Annotated in this window: 10 protein-coding genes; 8 read left to right on the top strand and 2 right to left on the bottom strand. The window is 68.7% G+C overall.

Annotated features, from left to right (window positions below):
- The first annotated feature begins 7 nt into the window (after positions 1-7).
- The gene (locus AC0662_RS35600) at positions 8-742 is read left to right on the top strand and encodes an SIR2 family NAD-dependent protein deacylase (RefSeq protein ID WP_478306189.1); all 735 of its coding nucleotides are present in this window, start codon (positions 8-10) and stop codon (positions 740-742) included.
- A 74-nt stretch (positions 743-816) separates the two neighbouring features.
- Complete coding sequence (pulA, locus tag AC0662_RS35595; protein ID WP_478306187.1) at positions 817-6,468, top strand: pullulanase-type alpha-1,6-glucosidase; 5,652 nt, start codon at positions 817-819, stop codon at positions 6,466-6,468.
- Positions 6,469-6,481: 13 nt separating this feature from the next.
- On the opposite strand, the gene AC0662_RS35590 is transcribed toward pulA, so the two are convergent.
- Positions 6,482-6,853 (bottom strand): DoxX family protein, encoded by a 372-nt coding sequence (locus tag AC0662_RS35590; RefSeq protein ID WP_452204718.1) that lies wholly within the window; start codon positions 6,851-6,853, stop codon positions 6,482-6,484.
- Between the two features lie 78 nt (positions 6,854-6,931).
- Here AC0662_RS35590 and sigJ point away from each other — a divergent pair, with 78 nt between their 5' ends.
- Complete coding sequence (gene sigJ, locus AC0662_RS35585) at positions 6,932-7,789, top strand: RNA polymerase sigma factor SigJ (protein ID WP_452204717.1); 858 nt, start codon at positions 6,932-6,934, stop codon at positions 7,787-7,789.
- On the opposite strand, the gene AC0662_RS35580 is transcribed toward sigJ, so the two are convergent.
- Positions 7,763-8,659 (bottom strand): diacylglycerol/lipid kinase family protein, encoded by an 897-nt coding sequence (locus tag AC0662_RS35580; protein ID WP_452204716.1) that lies wholly within the window; start codon positions 8,657-8,659, stop codon positions 7,763-7,765. The genes sigJ and AC0662_RS35580 overlap by 27 nt on opposite strands.
- Positions 8,660-8,696: 37 nt before the next feature.
- On the opposite strand from AC0662_RS35580, the gene AC0662_RS35575 reads away from it, so the two are divergent.
- The 5 genes from AC0662_RS35575 to AC0662_RS35555 all read left to right on the top strand — a co-directional run bounded on the left by AC0662_RS35575 (position 8,697) and on the right by AC0662_RS35555 (position 14,782).
- Positions 8,697-10,094, top strand: coding sequence for a serine hydrolase domain-containing protein (locus tag AC0662_RS35575; protein ID WP_452204715.1), 1,398 nt, complete (start codon positions 8,697-8,699; stop codon positions 10,092-10,094).
- A 72-nt stretch (positions 10,095-10,166) separates the two neighbouring features.
- Positions 10,167-11,105 carry an NAD-dependent epimerase/dehydratase family protein gene (locus AC0662_RS35570; RefSeq protein WP_452204714.1) on the top strand — a complete coding sequence of 313 codons (939 nt, stop codon included), beginning with the start codon at positions 10,167-10,169 and terminating at the stop codon, positions 11,103-11,105.
- Between the two features lie 21 nt (positions 11,106-11,126).
- Complete coding sequence (locus AC0662_RS35565; RefSeq protein WP_452204713.1) at positions 11,127-12,305, top strand: M20 family metallopeptidase; 1,179 nt, start codon at positions 11,127-11,129, stop codon at positions 12,303-12,305.
- Positions 12,302-13,465 (top strand): amidohydrolase family protein, encoded by a 1,164-nt coding sequence (locus tag AC0662_RS35560; RefSeq protein WP_478306183.1) that lies wholly within the window; start codon positions 12,302-12,304, stop codon positions 13,463-13,465. The genes AC0662_RS35565 and AC0662_RS35560 overlap by 4 nt, the downstream gene beginning before the upstream one ends.
- A 33-nt stretch (positions 13,466-13,498) precedes the next feature.
- A complete protein-coding gene (locus AC0662_RS35555; protein ID WP_478306181.1) occupies positions 13,499-14,782 on the top strand; it encodes an amidase family protein in 1,284 nt (427 codons plus the stop codon).
- Positions 14,783-14,784: the final 2 nt, after the last annotated feature.

Raw genomic sequence — 14,784 nt, 5'->3', positions numbered from 1 at the left:
CGGGGGTGTGATCGACGCTCTCAGGGACGCTGGACGCATCGCCGTACTGACCGGGGCCGGGATCTCGACGGCGTCGGGGATCCCCGACTTCCGGGGGCCGCAGGGAGTCTGGACGAAGGACCCGGCCGCGGAGGCGATGTTCGACATCGACGAGTACGTCGCCAGTCGGGAGGTCCGCGTGGCGACGTGGAAGCACCGCCTCGCCGTACCGGCGTGGACCGCGGAGCCGAACCCTGGGCACCTCGCACTGGTCGAGCTGGAGCGACAGGGGCGTCTGACCGGTCTGATCACGCAGAACGTGGACGGCCTGCACCAGAAGGCCGGATCGTCACCAGAGCTGGTCCACGAACTCCACGGGACGGTCTGGTACGTCGCCTGTCTCCAGTGCAACCGACGGATCCCGATGGCCGACGTACTGCCCCGGTTGGACGCCGGTGACGAGGATCCGGCGTGCGAGGTGTGTGGCGGCATCCTGAAGTCGGCCACGGTCTCGTTCGGCGAGTCACTCGACCGGACCGTCCTCGATCGTGCTGCCGCCGCCACTGCGGAGGCTGACGTCTTTCTGGCCGTCGGGACCTCGCTGCAGGTCTACCCGGCCGCAGGTCTCTGCGACCTCGCGCTGAAGGCCGACAAGCCGCTGATCATCCTGAACGCGCAGGCCACGCCGTACGACGAGCACGCGACCGCCGTCGTGCACACGCCGATCGAGACGACGCTTCCGGAGCTCGTGACCCGACCGTGACATTCGAGCTCTCCTCACGGTAAACGCCTGCCGCTACCGTCCCCCGCAGATGAGTCGGCGGGGAGGGGACCTCGATGCGCGGGTTCAGGCGTTTGACGGCGGGTTTCACGGCGGCCGCGGTGGTCGTGCTGGGGCTGGGGACTGCGTCACCAGCACCGGCTCAGGTCGCGGCGGAGCGGGTGATCACCCTCGCGGGATCACTGCAGAGCGAGCTCGGGTGCGCGGGTGACTGGGACCCGGGGTGTGCCGCGACCAGTCTGGGCGCGAGTGCGCCGTACACGAAGGTGTTCGACGTACCGGCCGGGACGTACGAGTACAAGGTCGCGGTCAACAAGAGCTGGGACGAGAACTACGGCGCCGGTGGGGTGCTGAACGGACCGAACATCCCGTTGCGGATCGAAGGCCCGGCCAAGCTGCAGTTCAGTTACAACGACACTAGTCACATTGTGACGGTGAAGCCGGTGGATCTGGCCGGCTCGACCGTGATCGCCGCGGACAAGGCGCTCGCGACACCGAGCCTGCGGCCGGATCTGACCAAGGAACGCTTCTACTTCCTGATGGCGGACCGGTTCGCCAACGGCGACAAGTCGAACGACGCCGGCGGTCTCACCGGCGACCGGCTGCAGACCGGGCTGGACCCGACGGACAAGGGCTTCTACCACGGCGGCGACCTGGCCGGCGTGATGCAGAAACTCGACTACATCAAGTCCCTCGGCACGACGTCGATCTGGCTGACCCCGTCGTTCAAGAACCGCCCGGTGCAGGGTTCCGGCGCCGACGTGAGCGCCGGGTACCACGGCTACTGGATCACCGACTTCACCCGGATCGACCCGCACCTGGGCACGAACGCGGACATGAAGAAGCTGATCGACCTCGCGCACGCGAAGGGGATGAAGGTCTTCTTCGACATCATCACCAACCACACCGCGGACGTGATCGACTACCAGTCCCACCAGTACGGCTACGTCCCGAAATCCACGTCGCCGTACAAAGATGCCGCGGGCAACGTCTTCGACGACAAGCAGTACGCCGGTGGCGACACGTTCCCGCCGCTCGACGCGAACACGAGCTTCCCGAACGTGCCGGTCTTCCGGACCCCGGCCGACGCCACGGTGAAGGTGCCGGCCTGGCTGAACGACCCGACGCTCTACCACAACCGCGGCGACTCCACCTTCGCCGGCGAGAGCGCGGAGTACGGCGACTTCGTCGGCCTGGACGACCTGTTCACCGAGCAGCCGCGAGTCCGCGACGGGATGATCGACGTCTACAAGACCTGGGCCGAGTTCGGCATCGACGGGTTCCGGATCGACACCGTGAAGCACGTGAACATCGAGTTCTGGGAGAAGTTCTCGCCCGCGATCCTGGCCGCGGCGAAGAGCGCGGGCTCGAAGAACTTCTTCATGTTCGGCGAGGTGTACGACGCGAATCCGCAGTACATGTCGACGTACACGACCAAGGGCGCGCTGCAGGCGACGCTCGACTTCGGGTTCCAGCAGAACGCGGTCGCCTACGCCAAGGGCGATCCGAGTACCAAGCTGGAGGACTTCTACGCGGACGACGACTACTACACCGATACGGACTCCAACGCGTACGAGCTGCCGACGTTCCTCGGGAACCACGACATGGGTCGCGTCGGCACGTTCCTGCAGCAGAGCGGTGCGACCGGCCCCGACCTGCTCGCCCGGGACAAGTTGGCGCACTCGCTGATGTACCTGACCCGCGGCCAGCCCGTCATCTACTACGGCGACGAGCAGGGGTTCACCGGCCCGGGTGGTGACAAGGACGCGCGACAGGACATGTTCGCGACCAAGACAGCCGACTACGCGGACGACGAGGTCGTCGACGGCACCGGTACGACGAAGATCGGCAGCAAGGACCGGTACGACGTCAGCTCGCCGATGTACCGGCACATCGCGGAGCTGGCGAAGCTGCGGGCCAAGTACCCGGCGCTGTCCGACGGACGGCAGGTCCACCGGTACTCCTCCAAGAGCAACGGTCTCTACGCGTTCAGCCGGCTGGGCAGTGACAACGTCGAGTACCTGGTGGTGGCGAACAACTCGAAGACGGCAGCCTCCGCGACGGTTCCGACGTACGGGCCGAACACGTGGCTCGACCCGGTCTATGGCGGCTCCAAGGCGGTCAAGACCGACCGTGAGGGCCGAGTGGTCGTCAGCCAGGGTCCGCTGTCCGTTACGGTGTACCAGGCGCAGACCAAGGTCCCGCCGCGTGCCAAGGCACCGGCTGTGTACATGAGCTCGCCGGAGCTCGGCGCCACGGTCGGTGGGCGCGCTGAGATCGCCGCGGCTGTCCCGGAGAACACGCCGGCGACTGTGACGTTCGGCTACCGACCTGTGGGTACGACGGAGTGGAAGCGGCTCGGTGCCGACGACAACGCGCCGTACCGCGTGTTCCAGGACGTCACGGGTCTGCCGAAGGGGACGCTGCTCGAGTACCGCGCCGTACTACGGGATGCCTCGGGCAACTACTCGGTCTCGGGTTCGTACGGCGTGGTCGGCGACGCTGCCGCACCAGGTGGGGGCGGTGGGAGCACCGGTCCGGTCGTGCAGCCGGCCAACGTGTCGGTGCCGGGCGATCACAACTCGGAGATGGGCTGCGCGGCGGACTGGTCACCGGACTGCGACCAGGCGCAGCTGACGCTCGACCCGAAGGACAAGGTGTGGAAGGGCACGTACACCATCCCTGCGGGTGAGCACGCCTACAAGGCGGCGATCAACAAGACCTGGGACGAGAACTACGGTGCCGGTGGGGCGCCGAACGGCGCCAACATCTCCTACACCGCACCGAACGGGCCGATCACCTTCTACTACGAGCACGGGCGGCACTACGCGACGTCCAGCGCGCAGGGGCCGATCATCACAGTCCCCGGGTCGTTCCAGTCCGAGCTGGGCTGTCCGGCCGACTGGGACCCGTCGTGCATGCGACCCTGGTTGACCGACGAGGACGGGGACGGCACGTACACCTGGTCCACCAGCGAGTTGAAGGCGGGCAACTATGAGGCGAAGGTCGCGCACAACCTGTCCTGGGACGAGAGCTACCCGGCGAACAACGTGCCGGTCACTGTGCCTGGCGACGGGCTGGTCGTCACGTTCTCGTACGTACTCGCGACCCATCAGCTCACTGTGACGACGTCCAAGCCCGGTGCGCAGCCCGACCTCGGTCAGGCGAAGGCGTACTGGCTGAACCGCGACACCCTCGCCGTACCGGCCGTCGACCACCCGGAGCGGTACCGCTGGCGCCTGCACTGGTCGGACACCGGCTCGCTGAAGGTCGACGCGGACGACATCGGCGGTTCGTCGGCCGGACTGCGCTACGACCCTGCCGTGGTCAAACCGGGGTACACAACGCTTCGCCTGGACCACGCTGACGTCAAGAAGATCCTCACCGGCCAGCTTGGACTCGCGCAGTACGACGACACGGGCCGACTGCTCGACGCGACGGGCGTGCAGATCCCCGGTGCGCTCGACGACGTCTACGGGAGCGCCACTGGACGCTCGTACGGCGTCACGTGGACCGGCGGTCAGCCGACGTTCACGCTGTGGGCTCCCACGGCACAGAACGTCAGGCTGCTCGTCGGCTCCAGCACAGTCCCGATGAAGCGCAGCGACGACGGCTCCTGGTCGGTGAGCGGACCACGGTCGTGGAAGAACGCGTCGTACCGCTACGAGGTGACGGTCTACGCGCCCAGCACCGGCAAGGTGGAAATGAACGTCGTCACTGACCCGTACTCGGTGGCGTTGACCACAGACTCGGCGTACTCCGTTGCTGCCGATCTGAACGACCCGGCGGGCAAGCCGGCGTTGTGGTCGAGTACTCCGTCGCCAAAGCTCGCCAGGGGTGTCGACTCGACCATTTACGAGCTGCACGTGCGGGACTTCTCGATCAACGACAGTACGGTGCCGGCCGCGCACCGCGGTACCTATCTGGCGTTCGCTGACGAGGGCGACGGGACGAAGCACCTGCGGACGCTGAAGGCTGCGGGGCTCAACACCGTGCACCTATTACCGACATTCGACATCGCGTCGATCCCGGAGACCGGGCAGCAGACGCCGGCGTGTGATCTGAAGGCGCTGCCGGCGGACTCCGAGCAGCAGCAGGCCTGTGTGACGGCTGTGGCCGCGAAGGACGGCTTCAACTGGGGTTACGACCCGTACCACTGGCTGGCGCCGGAGGGGTCGTACGCGACGCAGAAGGACGGGCTGGCTCGGGTGTCCGAGTTCCGCACGATGGTGGGCGGGCTGCACAAGTCAGGGCTGCGCGTCGTACTCGATCAGGTCTACAACCACACACCGGCCGCTGGTCAGGCGCCGACGTCGGTGCTGGACCAGATCGTGCCCGGGTACTACCAGCGGCTGAACGCCACCGGGAAGGTCGAGAACTCGACCTGCTGCAGCAACATCGCCACCGAGCACGCCATGGCCGAGAAGATCATGGTCGACGGCACCGTGAGCTGGGCGCGCAACTACCACGTGGACGGCTTCCGCTACGACCTGATGGGCCACCACACCAAGTCGAACATGCTGAAGATCCGGGCCGCGCTCGACAAGCTGACCCTCGCCAAGGACGGCGTGGACGGCAAGTCGGTCTACCTGTACGGCGAGGGCTGGAACTTCGGCGAGGTGGCGAACGACGCACTGTTCGTCCAGGCCCGGCAGGGCAATCTCGGCGGCACCGGGATCGGCACGTTCTCGGACCGGCTGCGGGACGCAGTACGCGGCGGCGGGCCGTTCGACGACAACCCGCGCGTGCAGGGCTTCGGCTCCGGCGAGGCGAGCGACCCGAACGGCGACCCGGTGAACGGTACGCCGGACCAGCGCGCGCAGCGGCTCGCCCACGACACCGATCTGGTGCAGCTCGGTCTGGCCGGCAACCTCAGGTCGTTCAGCTTCAAGTCGGCGTCGTCCGGGGACGTGGTCCGCGGCGACCAGGTCGACTACAACGGCTCACCGGCCGGGTACGCCGACCAGCCGGACGAGGTGATCACGTACGTCGACGCGCACGACAACGAGACGTTGTGGGACACGCTGACCTACAAGCTGCCGACGACGATGCCGATGGCCGACCGGATCCGGATGAACACGTTGTCACTGGCAACGACCGCATTGGCGCAGACGCCGTCGTTCTGGCACGCCGGCGCGGACATGCTGCGCAGCAAGTCGATGGACCGCAACTCGTACGACTCCGGCGACTGGTTCAACACGCTGGACTGGACCGGCACCGACAACGGCTTCGGCCACGGCCTCCCACCCAAGGCGGACAACGAGGCCAAGTGGTCCTACATCAAGCCACTACTCGCCAACCCGGCCCTCAAGCCGTCAGCCACCGACGTGACGACGGCCTCCACCGCGGCCGCTGACCTCCTCAAGCTCCGCTTCTCCACGCCGCTCTTCCGATTGGGCTCAGCCGCCCTCATCAATCAGAAACTCACGTACCCGCTCAGCGGTACGACACCGGGCGTCATCACGATGCGCATCGACGACACCGTCGGACCGGACGTAGACCCTGCCCTCAAGGGTGCCCTGGTCGTCTTCAACTCCACCGGCTCCGCAGTAAGTCAAACCGTCCCCGGTCTGGCAGGCGCGAACCTCTCCCTCTCCCCCATCCAGGCCAACGGCACCGACCCGATCGTCAAACAAACCACGTGGACCCCCACAACCGGCACCGCAACAGTCCCACCCCGAACCGTCGCCGTACTCCTCCAGCACTAACTCACGGACTGTGTCAGGTGAGGGTGGCGAAGCGGGCGGTTGCTACGAAGGTGGCTAGGGCTAGGAGGATGGTGTTGGCGGCGGTTGATTTGGGTTCTCGGAGGGAGGAGTGGGAGGTCGCGGCGCCGATCATGACGAGGGCTAGGCCTACTGCGGCGAGCGGGGTGAGGACTCGGGCGTGGTTGGTCAGCCAGGGGGCGAAGAGGCCGGCGACGGCGGCGAGTTCGCAGAGGGCGACCAGGCGGATCAGCGGCATCGGGAACGGGGCGATGCCGGTCTGGCCGGTGGCGATCAGGCGGTCCCGGGACATCGTGGACTTGAGGATGCCGGAGATCGTGAAGACGACGGCCAGCGCGCCGGTGAAGATCCAGGTGATCGTGTTCATGTCGATTGCAGACGATCGAACGATCCGACCTGTGACACTGTCACTGGGAGACCGCCTCGATCGTCTGTGAAGGATGTGATGGAGGAACTCAGGCCACTGCTGCTCTCGATCGCCTACCGGATGCTCGGCACCTTCGGTGACGCGGAGGACGTCGTCCAGGAGGCGTACCTGCGACTGCACCGGGAGCCGCACGTCGACTCGCCAAAGGCGTTCCTGACGACCGTGACGACGCGGTTGGCGATCGACCAACTCAGGTCCGCGCGGCGCCAACGAGAGCTGTACTTCGGCCCATGGCTCCCGGAACCCGCCGTCGACGAGTACGTCGATCTCGCGGACCGCGCCGCCCTCTCGGACTCGCTGTCGACCGCGTTCCTGGTCGTTCTCGAGCGCCTCTCCCCCGACCAGCGCGCGGTCTTCCTGCTCGGTGACGTCTTCGGCTACTCGTACGACGACCTCGCAGGCATCCTCGGCAAGACCCCGGCCAGCTGCCGCCAGCTCGCCGTCCGCGCCCGTCGCCGGATCGCCGACAACCGCCCGCGCTTCGACCCCTCGCCCCGCGAACGCGACGAGCTGGTACGACGATTCGTCGCGGCCGCCGAGGACGGTGAACTGGACGCCCTCGTCGCACTCCTCACCCCGGACGCGACGTTCACCGGCGACGGCGGCGGGAAGGGCGGCTTCCCGCGGCCCGTGCACGGTGCCGGCAACGTCGCCCGGATGCTCATCGGCGCCTTCGGCAAGTTCGGTCAGCTCCGCACCGAGGGGGTGCACGTCGGCGGCCAGCCCGCACTCCGGATCCGCGACGGCGCCAACCGCACCGTCGCGGTCTGGTCGTTCGTCGTCGCGGAAGGCCGAATCAACGCCATCCACGGCATCGTCAACCCGGACAAACTTACCCACGCCCAACCGTCACGGCACGCGGACGATCAGCGCTGACGGATCCACCTCAGCGACGAGAGACGTGCCCTCGGCGATGGCGTCGCCGTCGAGTTGGCGGCGTACGGCGCGGTCGGCGCGGACCTGGATGCGCCGGCCGGTGAAGCGTTCGACGTGGCGCTCCCGCCAGGACTTGACGACCAGGCCGAGCGCGAGCCGCGGCCAGTGGCTGATCCGCCGTGGCGTGAGCACGACCACGTCGATCCGGCCGTCGTCGGGTTCGGCGTCCGGAAGCAACGGGATGTTCGCCTGCAGCGTGCCGACGTTGCCGATCACCACGGTCCGCGCGCGGCGGCGTACCGGCGGCTGGTCGTCGACGGTGATCTCGACGCGCACCGACGGATGGTTCAGGTTCTTCAGCGTCGAGACGACGTACGCCGCCCAGCCGACCTGCTTCTTCAGATCGTCGGGCGCATCGTCGATGATCGCGGCGTCCAGACCGAGACCGGCCATCACCACGAAGCGATCGCGGGGCAGCTGATCCCCCTCGACCAGCACACTGTCGATCGGCCGCTCCGATCCGTCGAGCAGGTCGTGCAACGCGACCTCGAGCTCGAGCGAGATCCCGAGGTTGCGAGCGAGCAGGTTCCCAGTCCCGCCGGGCAGCACGGCCGCCGGGATCTTGGTTCCGGCGAGTTCACCGCACACCACCCGCACGGTGCCGTCGCCGCCCGCGACCAGCACCAGGTCCACCTGCTCGTCGATCGCGCGCCGCGCCATCCCGACGCCGGCGTCGTCCTCGGTCGTCTCCAACCACAACGGCCCGTCGAATCCCCGCTCGGCCAGCGCGCTCTCGACGGTACGCCGGAACGCGGCACCGTCGACCTTGACGGGATTGACGATGACGGCTGCTCGCCTGGCAGAACTCACCTTATTTTTGTCCGTTCGGGAAGATAGCGTTCTCGGGGTGAGCAGACTTCCACGGAGTACGCCAGAAGCCCAGGGATTGTCCGCCGCGGCGCTCGACAGTTTTGTCGGAGCCCTCGACGCCGGCGATCCGGAGATCCAGACCGTGATGTTGCTGCGGCACGGCCACGTCGTGATGGAGGAGGCCTGGGCGCCGTACCGGTCGACGGATCGGCACCTGCTCTTCTCGGTGTCGAAGAGCTTCACGTCGACGGCGATCGGGCTGGCGATCGACGCCGGGCTGTTGTCGCTCGACGACCAGGTGATCTCGTTCTTCGACGCCGACCAGCTGCCGGAGACGATCAGCGACAACCTGGCCGCGATGAAGGTCCGGCACCTGCTGACGATGACGACCGGGCACTCGCAGGACACCGTCGAGGCGCTCAGCCGGGACCGCCGGATGGTGAAGATCTTCCTCGGCCTCGAGGTGAGTCACGCGCCGGGCACGGTGTTCGTCTACAACAGCGGCGCGACGTACATGCTGTCCGCGATCCTGCAGCGGCTCACGGGTGAGACCCTGCTGGACTACCTGCGTCCGCGGCTGTTCGAGCCGCTCGGCGCGACCGAGGCGACCTGGCAGGTGTCGAAGGAAGGGATCACCGTCGGCGGCTGGGGTCTCAGCATCAACACCGAGTCGATGGCGTGCTTCGGGCAACTGCTCCTCCAACGGGGAGATTGGCAGGGCACGCAGCTGGTGCCCGCCGAGTGGTTCGAGGCGGCGACGTCGAAACAGGTACCCAACGACAATCAGGAGAATCCGGACTGGAAGCAGGGCTACGGCTTCCAGTTCTGGCGTGGTCGCCACAACACCTACCGGGGCGACGGCGCGTTCGGGCAGTTCATCCTGGGGCTCCCGGAGTACGACGCCACGCTGATCGTCACCAGTGCGACGACGGACATGCAGGCGATCCTCGACACCACCTGGGAGTACCTGCTGCCCGCGCTCGAGGGCAAGGAGGTGCCCGCGACGCAGCGCCCGGAGCGGCTCGAGCTCGCGCCGCCGACCGGTCCCGCGCCGGCGCCGGGCGACGGCCGGACCTACCGCTTCAGCACGAGCAACACGACCGGCCTGACCGCGGTGCGGCTGGACGCCGACGGCACCGGCACGTTCACGTTCGAGGACCTGCAGGGTGGGTCCCACGAGCTGGTCTGCGCGGCCGGCGACTGGCGCGAGCAGCGCGCGACAGGCCCGATCGACGACGCCGGTCCCGACACCGGTGAGCGGGTCCTGACCAGCGCGTACGGCGACGGCGACGCGTTCGTCGCGACGTTCCGCTGGGTCGAGACGCCGTTCGTGGCCCGCCTCGCCTGCCGGACCGACGGCGACACGATGACCATCGAGGGCGAACTGAACGTCTCGTTCGGTCCCACCAGCATCTCGCTGACGTCGGACAAGTGATCCACGTCATGTCACACAGCAGGGGGTGGGCCGTGTCCTCCGGGTCGTAATCACGGACGACGGAGGAATGACATGAAGGTCTTGGTGGCAGGGGCGACCGGCGGGATGGGCCGGTCGCTGGTACCGCAGCTGATCGCGGCCGGGCACGACGTGACCGGGATGACCCGGTCCGAGTCCGGCGCGGCCGGGGTGCGGGCGTTCGGCGCGGACGCCGTTCTCGCGGACGGTCTGGACGCCGCCGCGGTCCGCGCTGCCGTCGAGTCGGTGCGCCCGGAGGTCGTGGTCCACCAGATGACCGCGCTCAAGGGCGGGATCGACTTCAAGCACTTCGACGAGAGTTTCGCGACGACGAACCGGTTGCGGACCGAGGGCACCGACAACCTGCTCGCCGCGGCCCGAGCGGCCGGCGTACGACGGTTCGTCGTCCAGTCGTACGCCGGCTGGAACCTGCAGCACGGTGGATCCGCGACGAAGACCGAGGCGGACCCGCTGGACCCGAACCCGGTGCCCGCGCAGCGGGAGACGATGGCCGGTATCAAGCACCTCGAGTCGGCGGTCACAGAAGCCGACGACATCGAGGGCGTCGCGCTCCGGTACGGGAGCTTCTACGGCCCGACCGGTGACATCGGCAAGGGCGGCTCGATGGTGGAGCTGGTCCAGAAGCGCCGGCTGCCGGTGATCGGCAACGGCACCGGCGTCTGGTCGTTCATCCACTACGACGACGCGGCCGCGGCGACCGTGAAGGCGGTCGACAGCGACGTGACGGGCGTGTTCCAGGTCGCGGACGACGACCCGGCGCAGGTCGCGGTGTGGCTGCCGGAGCTCGCGAAGATCCTCGGAGCCAAGCCGCCGCGACACATCCCGACCTGGATCGGCCGGCTCGCGGTCGGCGATGTCGGGGTGGCGGCGTTCACCGAGATCCGCGGCGCCGACAACACGCTGGCCAAGCGCACGTTCGGATGGCAACCGCGGTACGCGTCCTGGCGCGAAGGCTTCCGTGACGGCCTCTGACTGACCCTAAGGTTGGTGGGCATGAGCCTGACACCCACCGAACAGCAGGTGCTGGACCGGATCGACGAGGAGTTGCTGGTCCGGATCACCACGGACCTGGTCCGGGCGACCGGGCAGAACCCGCCGGGTGAGGAGGCCGCCACGGTGGCTGTCCTCACCGCGGCGGCCCGCGACCTCGGCCTCGACGTCAAGACGGCGGCCGTCGAACCGGACCGGGACAACGTCTCGATCACGCTTGCCGGCGGCAACGACCCCGGGCTGTTGCTGCTCGGCCATACCGACGTCGTCCCGGTCGGCGACGGCTGGACGGTCGATCCGTTCGGCGGCCTGGTCCGGGACGGCCGGATCTACGGGCGCGGCGCGACCGACATGAAGGGCGGCCTGGCCGCGGCCCTCGCCGCGCTCGCCGCCCTCCGCGGCAGCGCACTCGCCGGACCGGTCGAGCTGGCCGCGGTGGTCGACGAGGAGGAGACCGGCAAGGGCATCCGCGCGTACATCGCGGGCAACCAGGGACGGTACGCCGGGTGCATCACCGCCGAGCCGACCGATCTGCAGACGATCGTCGCGGCCCGTGGTGATTCCTACCTGCAGGTCTCGGTGCACGGTCGCGCCGCGCACTCGGGCAACCCGAACGATGGCGTCAACGCGATCTACGGCGCGGCCGCGGTGGTCGCCGAGATCGAGCGTCTGCACGACGAACTGGCGAAGACCCCGCATCCCCTGCTCGGCCCGGCGACCTGGAGCGTCGGCCAGATCAACGGCGGCACCGGCGGTTCGATCGTCCCGGCCGACTGTGTCGTCGTCGCCGACAGGCGGCTGCTGCCCGGCGAGTCCCCCGCCGAGGTGCTCGCGGATCTCGGCCGCCGGGTCGCCGCGCTCCGCCTGGAAGACCGCGGCCTGACCGTCGAGCTCGCGATGCCGATGGAGATGCCCGCGTTCGAGACCGCCGAGGACGACGACCTGGTCCGCATCACCGAGGCGGCCCGGTTCGACGCCGGTGGTGAGCCGATGCCGTTGGCCGGCTGGTCCGCGGCGTGCGACGGCGGGTACGTCGCGCGCGATCTCGGCGTACCGGTGGTGGTCGTCGGCCCGGGCTCGGTCACGTCCCAGGCGCATCGTGCCGACGAGTCGGTCGCGATCGCCGAACTCGTCATCGCCGCCCGGACCTACGCCCTCACCGCGCTGCGGATGCTCGGGTGAGCCGCCGGCTCCTGCTCCGCGCGGGTTCGGTCCTCGACGTCGACTCCGGCGCGGTGCGGCCGGCGGACGTCGTACTGGAAGGCGCTCGGATCGTCGGCGTCGGGAGCGGGCTGGACGGTGACGACGCGATCGACTGCTCGGGCGGGCTGATACTGCCCGGCTTGATCGACTGTCACACGCACGTATGCATCACGCAGACGCGCCGCGATCCGTTCGGGCTGCCGCGATCGGTCCGGCCGTTGTCCGCCGTACCGGTGTTGCGGACGTTGCTGCGGCTCGGTGTCACGACCGTGCGGGACGCGTGGGGCGCGGATGCCGGCGTACGGATGGCTGTGGAGAAGGGCTGGATCGACGGGCCGCAGATCCTGCTCAGTCTTCGGCAGGTAGGTACGACGGGTGGCATCGGCGACCTGTGGGCGCCGCGGACCGGGCCGCTCGATTTCTTCGACGATCCCTCGCTCCCGGATCCGATCTTCGACGGGCCGGACGGAGCCCGAGCCGTGGTACGGCGGATGGTCCGGGCCGGCGCCGACTGGATCAAGGCGACCGCCACCGGATCGATGGCGATCGGGACCGGGGTTCACGACATCGAGCTGACCGCCGACGAGATGACCGCGCTGGTGGACGAGGCCCAGCGGCGCGGCGGGCGCAAGGTGATGATCCACGCGCACGGAGCGCGGGCCGCCGAGTTGGCCGCCCGTGCCGGCGCCGGAAGCATCGAGCACGGGACATACCTCGACGAGACCGCGGTACGGGCGATGGCGGAATCCGGAACCTGGTTCGTGCCGACGCTCTCCGTCACGCAGTCGGATCCGGAGCACGCACCAGACGGTGCGGCCGAGGCGCACCGGGAGTCGATGCGGCTCGCCATCGACGCGGGCGTGCGGATCGCGATGGGCACCGACAACCCGGTCCGGCCGCACACCGAGGTGCTCTGGGAACTCCGGCACCTGTCCGACGCCGGGCTGGGCGACGCGGGCGCCCTGCGCGCGGCGACGATCGAGGCGGCCAGGCTGCTCGGGCTCGCCGACGACCGCGGCGAGATCGCGGTCGGTAAGCGCGCGGACCTCCTCGTGCTCGCGGGCACCGACCTGGATTGCGCCTCGATCGAGGAACGCATCCGACGGGTTTTCCACAACGGCATCGAGGTCGCGCCTTGACTCTCACACCATGTCAGACCGTAGACCGGAGGTATGACAACAGCGGAAGAGATCGCAGAGCGGATCCGCACCGGTCAGGTCACGTCGCGTGAGGTGACCGAGCAGTTGCTCGCGCGGATCGCGGCCGACACGGAACTGAACGCCGTGGTCGAGGTCCGGCCGGAGTACGCACTCGCCGCAGCCGATGCAGCCGACGCCCACGACCCGGTCGGCCCGCTGCACGGCGTACCGATGACGATCAAGGACTGCTTCGACGTCGCCGGTCTGCACACGACGTGGGGCAATCCTGCCTTCGCGGAGTACGTCGCCACGAGGGACGCGACCGTGGTCGAGCGGCTGCGACGGGCCGGCGCGATCATCGTCGGGAAGAGCAACGTGCACACGATGCTCGCCGACTTCGGCCAGACCACGAACAAGGTCTACGGCCGGACCAACAACCCGGCCGACCCGACCCGCACGCCAGGCGGCTCGGGTGGCGGCGCCGCGGCAGCCGTCGCCGCTGACCTGAGCTACCTGGAGTACGGCTCCGACCTGGTCGGTTCGATCCGCCTACCCGCTGCGTACTGCGGGGTCTACGGTCTCAAGCCCACCAACGGTCTGGTCCCGCAGCGCGGCTTCCAGGTGCCGTTCACGCCAGACGTACCGAGCGAGCTTCCGAACCTTTCCACCATCGGTCCGCTGGCGCGCTCCGCCGGTGATCTGCGCCTGGCTCTCCGCGTGACCGCCGGCCCCGAAGCGCCGTACTCCTGGGAGCTCCGGCCGCCGCGTCACCAGCAGTTGAAGGACTTCCGCGTCGGCGTCGTCACTGATCACCTGGCCGCGCGAGTGACCGGCGAGGTGGGCGACGTACTGTCCGGCACGATCGATCGCCTCGCCCGGAGCGGCGCGAAGATCGTCGAGGGCTGGCCGGACGGGGTCGATCCGGGTGCGCAGGCCGAGGAGTTCGGCCGTCAGGTCGAGCTGTTCTTCGCACTGTACGGCGGCTCTCACAGCGAGCTGACCCTTCACGACCTGCTCGAACGCGAGCGGCGCCGGCTGGAGGCGCGCGCGACGTGGCAGCGGTACTTCGCGGACGTCGACGTGTTCCTCTGCCCGACCAGCTTCACCGTCGCGTTCCCGCACGGCTCGACGACCATCGACGGGCAGCCCTACGAGGCGCAGGCGTTCTGGGTCTCGCACGCGTCGCTGACCGGTCACCCCGCGCTGAACATACCGATCGGGTCGACGCCGGGCGGTTTGCCGGTCGGTGCCCAGATGATCGGCCCCTGGCACGAGGACGACACCGCGATCACTTTCGCAGAACTCCTCGCTGGTTGACT

This window comes from Kribbella sp. NPDC043289 (assembly GCF_056436705.1).
This window is presented reverse-complemented; position numbering and strand designations above follow the sequence as displayed.